This window comes from Rhodobacter sp. TJ_12, assembly GCF_020023995.1.
In the GTDB taxonomy this organism is placed as follows: Bacteria; Pseudomonadota; Alphaproteobacteria; order Rhodobacterales; family Rhodobacteraceae; genus Rhodobacter.
On the sequence record NZ_NRRD01000008.1, the window covers coordinates 114,512 to 120,639 of the forward strand.

A 6,128-nucleotide genomic window follows, 5' to 3' on the forward strand; every position below is an offset into this window, starting at 1 on the left:
CGGTCTTTTTCAGGCTTTCAACTTACGGAACCGGGCTCGTTGCGCCTCGGTCCAGCTGACATCGATCTGCCAGCCTTCCTTGCCCTGATGCTCGTCGCGGATCACGCCTTGTTCGTGCAGCCAAGCATGCGCCTTGCCTTGCGCAAACGGCACATCCAGCGTTTCGGACAGCCGTTCCTCGCCCAGCCGGGCCTCAATCGCGGCGGCCAGCGCCTCGATCCCCTCGCCCGAAAGCGCCGAGACGGAATGCACATCGTCACGCCGGGCATCCTGGGCCAAAAGCGCGGCGCGCGTTTCCTCGGACAGCGCATCAATCTTGTTCCAAACCTCGATCAGCGCGACATCTTCGGCCACGCCAAGGCTTTCCAAAATCTCGCCCACATCCTCGGCCTGTTCCTCGGTCTCGGGGTGGGAAATATCACGCACATGTAAGATCAGATCGGCTTCCAGCACCTCTTCCAGCGTGGCGCGGAACGCGGCGACCAGTTCATGCGGCAGATCCGAGATAAACCCCACCGTATCGGACAAGATCACCCGACGGCCAGAGGGCAGCACATGGCCCCGCATCGTCGGGTCCAGCGTGGCGAACAGCATATCTTTCGCCATCACCTCGGCCCCGGTCATGCGGTTGAAAAGTGTGGATTTTCCCGCGTTGGTATAGCCCACCAGCGCAATGATCGGAAACGGCACCTTGCGCCGTGCAGCGCGGTGCAATTCGCGGGTTTTCACGACCTTGGACAATTGCCGCTTGAGCCGGATCACCTGCTCGTCAATCGCGCGGCGGTCGGCCTCGATCTGGGTTTCCCCCGGCCCGCCCACAAAGCCCAAACCACCGCGCTGGCGTTCAAGGTGGGTCCAAGCCCGCACCAACCGGGTGCGCTGATAGCTTAGCGCCGCCAGTTCGACCTGTAACACCCCCTCGCGGGTGCGTGCGCGATCGGCAAAAATCTCCAAGATCAGCCCGGTGCGGTCCAGTAATTTGACCCCCCAGGCCTTTTCCAGATTGCGCTGCTGGATCGGGCTCACCGGCCCATCCACCAACACCAGATCAATCTCGGCCGCTTTCAACCGCTCTTTCAACTCGGCCAGCTTGCCCGTGCCGAACAAATGCCCGGCATGCGGTTTGGGCAGGCGCACGATCTCGTGGCCGATGATCTCTAGATCGGGAAGTGCGGCGGCCAAAGACACCGCCTCGGCCAGCCGAAGCTCCGGCAGGCGGCGGCTTTCAACGGCTTTCAAGTCCGGGTGCAGCACCCAAACCCGTGTCGGCCGTTCCTTCGAAAGGATGAAATCGCTCAGTCTTCGCCCTCGTAAAGAGAGATGGGCGCGCCGGGCATGATCGTCGAAATCGCGTGTTTATACACCAATTGCGATTGGCCATCGCGGCGCAAAAGCACGCAGAAATTGTCAAACCAGGTGATGACGCCTTGCAGTTTCACACCATTGATAAGGAAAATCGTGACCGGAACCTTGGTCTTGCGAACGTGGTTGAGAAATGCGTCCTGAAGGTTCTGTTTGTCGGCAGCCATTTTTATTATGCCTTTTTCTTGTCTTACATGTCCTGTCGCACGGAGCCTTGCGGTCTCCCACCCCAAGTATGCCTAAGCGGGCGGCAGTTTCCACCCCGAATCCGAAGCGCAAAGGGCTATCGCGCAAAAAATGCTCATTTCCGCGGCAGGTTTGCGCTAGCTACGCCAGAAATCCGGGTTGAAAAGCGCAATGATCGCCAAGGTCTCCAGCCGCCCCAGCACCATCGCCAGCGCCAGCATCACCTTGGGCTCGGTGCCCAGCACCGTCCAGTCAATCGGCTGGTCCACCGCGACCGCCGCCAATTGCCCGGTGTTGGACAGCGCCGCGATGGACAAGATCAGCGCGGGCTCGAATTCATTGTCATAGGCCGTCACCGCCAGCATCACCCCGGCAATCGACAAGGCAAACAGCATGAAGAAAATCCAGGCGATATAGGCGCCCTCGCGGCGCAACCGCCGGGCCACCGGCCCACCGCCCGCCACCGATTGCGGATGCACCAGCTTTTCCATCTCGCGCTGGCCCAGCCGAAACAGCGCATAGACGCGCAACAGTTTCACGCCGCCTGCGGTCGTGGCGATGCCGCCGCCGGTGATGGCAAGCCCGGCCAAAATCACCCCCGGCGTCCCCAGCCCCGACCAAGACCGCGCATCGTTCCAGCTTGTGCTTTCAAAGCCGGTGGTGGTCAAGAATGACAGCGCGGTGAACAGGCTACCCCAAAGCGAGCGCAAGATCGCGGGCAGCGCCTGTTTCGCGCTGTCGATATCCAGCGCGGCGATCCAGTGCCGGGCAAACAAAAACAGCGTCACCATCGCCACCAACGCCCCGGCCAGCAGCAATTCTGGATCGTCGCGCAGCTTTTCGGTGGCGCGCAGTTCGCCCCCGCCGGGCCACAGCCGCCGCGACAATGTCGGGATCAAAAACAGGAAGATCAGCACCTCGCCAAACAAGCCCGAGGGCGCATCACCCGGATGCGACAGGCTGGTGATCCCCGAGGTGGACAGCGTCGAAAACGCATGGATCAGCGCCACCTCTGCCGGATCGCCCGCCAGCATCAGCCCGCCCCACAGCGCGACCGTCAGCCCGGCATAAGCCGGCCCCAAAACCCGCAGGTAATGCGCGATCCGCTCGCCCGGCTCGGAAACGCCATCGCGCAAGAAAGACGGGGCCACCCCGCTTTGCTGCCCAAAACTGCCCGCGAAAAAGATTTCGAACCCGCCGATCCGCAAGGGGGCCAGCACCGCAATCGCCATCACAAGGATGAAAAAGCCCCCCATCCAGCCCACTAACGCGCGCCACAGATGCAGGCTCAGCGGCAGCCGTTCGGGCGCGTAAAGCGTGGCACCGGTGGTCGAAAAGCTCGACACCATCTCCCACCACGCATTCAAAAGGCCGGTATTGCGGATCGATTCGGCAAAAGGCACCGCCAGCATCAGCGGCAGCACCAAAAACGCAGCAAACAGCGTCAACAGCAACGAGCGTTCGCGGTTTTGCCGCGGGTTGGCGGCCGCCGCCAGCCCGATCACCAAAGACACCATGGTGAACAGCAGCGACGATTGCAGAAAAACCCGCGCCACCCGCGCCTGTTGTTCGATCACCGCGCTGATCGCGGGCACCAGCATCGCCAGCGAGGCCAGCAGCATCAACTGCACGAAAAGCGGAAGCTGTGTGAAAAGCCGCGCCACCGGGGCCTCAGAAGAAATCGATGGAGACTTGCAACAGCCGCTCCACCTCGGGGATATCTTTGGACAGGGCAAAGAGAACGATCACGTCGTTTTCCTCGACCTTGGTATCGCCCGCGGGTTTCATCACCCGCTCGCCCTTGCGCAAGGCACCGACCAGCACGCCTTCGGGGAAGTCTATCTCGCGCACCATCCGCCCAGCAATGGGCGAGGTGGACAGAACCACCGCTTCGATGATCTCGGCCTCGGCATCGCCAATCGAATAGACGCCGCGCACCTTGCCGTGGCGGATATGGCGCAAGATCGACGAAACGGTGATCGCGCGCGGGTTGATATAGGCATCAATATCCAGCGTCGCCATCAGCGGCACCAGCGTCGGATCATTCACAAGCGAGATCGCCATTTTGCACCCCACCTGCTTGGCGCGCACCGAGGCCAAGATATTCGTCTTGTCATCATCGGTCACCGCCAAAACCGCATCGGCGCGGGCCACATTGGCCTCTTCCATCATCTCGGTGCCCATGCCGTCGCCATGCAGCACGATGGTGCGTTCCAGCGCATCGGCGGCCTCTTCAGCGGTGGCGCGGTCACGCTCGATGATCTTCACCCGCACCCGGTCAGACCGGGCCTCCAGCGCCTTGGCCACGCCAAGGCCCACGATCCCGCCGCCGATAATGGTGATGCGTTCTTGTTTTTTTGTTGCCTTTCCAAAGATTTCCAGCGTGCGGTTGATGTCTTGAGTCAAGGTAAAGACGTAGATTTGATCGCCCGCGAACAACTGATCGCCCGGCTCGGGCGCAAACAACCGCCCCTCGCGGCGCACGCCCACCACCATCGCGCCCAAGGTCGGGAACAGGTCGTTCAGTTGGCGCAGCGGCGTGTCCAGCACCGGGCAATCTTCTTCCAAGGCAATGCCCAGCAATTGCACCGCGCCCGACAAAAAGCTTTCGGTGTCGAAGGTCGCGGGGGCCAAAAGCCGCTGGATCGCCGCATCGGCCACTTCGCGCTCGGGCGAGATGATCACATCGATGGGCAGGTGATCGCGGCGATACAAATCGGCATATTGCGGCGCCATATAGGTTTGCGCGCGCAGCCGGGCGATTTTGCGGGTCACGCCAAAGACCGATTGCGCCACCTGACAGGTGACCATGTTCACCTCGTCCGAATAGGTGGCGGCGATAATCAGATCGCAATCGCGCGCGCCCGCCCGGTCCAACACATCGGGATGCGAGGCAAACCCCACCACGCCTTTGACATCCAACAAATCCGAGGCGCGGCGCACCAATTCGGGGTTGGTGTCGATCACGGTCACATCGTTGCGTTCCCCGGCCAGATGGCGGGCAATCTGCCAGCCCACCTGCCCCGCGCCGCAGATGATCACCTTCATCGCCCGACCTCCGTCTGCCTGTTTCGTCTTCTATGATGGGCGCGCGGCAGGGTCAATCAAGGCGCGCTTGGTCCTCCGCTCAGCCGCGCGCCTCGGCACTGTCGGGCTCCTCTTCGCCCTCGGCCCCGCGCCCGCCAGCCTTTGCCCCGGTCACCACGCCCAAGGATTTCAATTTGCGATGCAGCGCCGAGCGTTCCATGCCCACAAAGGCCGCCGTGCGCGAGATATTACCGCCAAACCGGTTGATCTGGGTCAGCAAATATTCGCGTTCGAACAGTTCGCGCGCCTCGCGCAGCGGCAGCGCCGCCAATTGCCCGCCCAGCACGATCCGCCCCTCGTCGGGCGCGGCAGCGCCTTCGGTGAATTCCTTTGCCTCGATCGGGCCGGTGCCCTCGCCCAAGATCAAGACCCGCTCGATCATATTGCGCAACTGCCGAATATTGCCGGGCCACTCCATGGTTTGCAGGCTTGCTGCCGCCTCTTCGGAAATTTCCCGCGCCGTCAGCCCCTGCGTGCGGTTGAACACCTCGATGAAATGGCGCGCCAGCACCGGCACATCTTCGCGCCGTTCGGCCAAACTGGGCACCGCAATCGGCACCACATTGAGCCGGTCATAAAGCTCCTGCCGGAACCGCCCGGCGGCAATTTCGGCGGGCAGGTTGCGCGTGGTCGAGGAAATCACCCGCAGATCGACGCGCACCTTGTCGGTGCCGCCCAGCCGGGTGAATTGCTGTTCGGTCAACACGCGCAAAATTTTCGACTGCGTGCCCAGCGGCATCTCGGCCACTTCGTCGAAATAGATCACCCCGCCATGCGCCTGCTCCAAAAGCCCTTTTTCCACGCCGCGTTCGGGGGTTTCGCGGCCAAACAGCACCTCTTCCATCCGTTCGGGCGCAATGGTGGCGGAATTGACGGTAACAAAAGGCGCGCTGGCACGGGTCGAATGCTCATGGATGAAGCGCGCGGCCGATTCCTTGCCCGATCCGGGCTCGCCCGTCAGCATCACCCGCCCGTTCGACTTGGTGACCTTTTCCAATTGGTCCTTGAAGCGCTTGAAGGCCGCCGATTGGCCGATCATCTCGCCCGAATGCAGATCACGCCGCCGCAGGTTCGAGTTTTCGCGCCGCAACCGGCTGGTTTCCATCGCCCGTGAAATCACGACCATCAACTGATCAATGTTGAAGGGCTTGGCGATGTAGTCATAGGCCCCCTGCTTGATCGCGGCCACCGCGATCTCGATATTGCCATGCCCCGAGATGATGATGATCGGAATATCCGGGTTGTCGCGTTTGACGGTTTTCAAAATGTCGATCCCGTCCATCTGGCTGTCTTTAAGCCAGATATCGAGGATCATCAGCGCCGGCGCCTCGGCGTTGATGGCGGCCATGCAATCATCCGAATTGGCGGCGGTGCGGGTGGCAAAGCCCTCGTCGCCCAAAATATCGGCGATCAGGTCACGGATGTCTTTTTCGTCATCGACGATCAGGATGTCACTCATAGCGCTCACTCTCGGGGTCTCGGGGGGTCTCGGG

Annotated in this window: 5 protein-coding genes; all 5 read right to left on the bottom strand. The window is 61.8% G+C overall.

Features of this window, described 5'->3' with window-relative positions; translation table 11 throughout:
• Nucleotides 1–9 precede the first annotated feature (9 nt).
• Nucleotides 10–1,299 (bottom strand): GTPase HflX, encoded by a 1,290-nt coding sequence (hflX, locus tag CKO11_RS08525; protein ID WP_223636460.1) that lies wholly within the window; start codon nt 1,297–1,299, stop codon nt 10–12.
• Nucleotides 1,296–1,529 carry an RNA chaperone Hfq gene (hfq, locus tag CKO11_RS08530; RefSeq protein ID WP_068766904.1) on the bottom strand — a complete coding sequence of 78 codons (234 nt, stop codon included), beginning with the start codon at nt 1,527–1,529 and terminating at the stop codon, nt 1,296–1,298. Before hfq ends, hflX begins: the two co-directional genes overlap by 4 nt.
• A 156-nt stretch (nt 1,530–1,685) precedes the next feature.
• Nucleotides 1,686–3,212: a TrkH family potassium uptake protein gene (locus CKO11_RS08535; RefSeq protein WP_317851801.1), complete on the bottom strand. Its 1,527-nt coding sequence runs from the start codon at nt 3,210–3,212 to the stop codon at nt 1,686–1,688.
• Nucleotides 3,213–3,219: 7 nt separating this feature from the next.
• Complete coding sequence (gene trkA / locus CKO11_RS08540; RefSeq protein ID WP_223636419.1) at nt 3,220–4,596, bottom strand: Trk system potassium transporter TrkA; 1,377 nt, start codon at nt 4,594–4,596, stop codon at nt 3,220–3,222.
• Between the two features lie 79 nt (nt 4,597–4,675).
• Nucleotides 4,676–6,094, bottom strand: a complete 1,419-nt coding sequence (locus CKO11_RS08545) for a sigma-54-dependent transcriptional regulator (protein WP_223636438.1) — start codon at nt 6,092–6,094, stop codon at nt 4,676–4,678.
• Between the last annotated feature and the right edge of the window lie 34 nt (nt 6,095–6,128).

What these genes read in the sequence shown, in the direction of transcription:
- hfq (WP_068766904.1), bottom strand. Translation starts at nt 1,529, where the DNA reads ATGGCTGCCGACAAACAGAACCTTCAGGACGCATTTCTCAACCACGTT.
- trkA (WP_223636419.1), bottom strand. Translation starts at nt 4,596, where the DNA reads ATGAAGGTGATCATCTGCGGCGCGGGGCAGGTGGGCTGGCAGATTGCC.
- CKO11_RS08545 (WP_223636438.1), bottom strand. Translation starts at nt 6,094, where the DNA reads ATGAGTGACATCCTGATCGTCGATGACGAAAAAGACATCCGTGACCTG.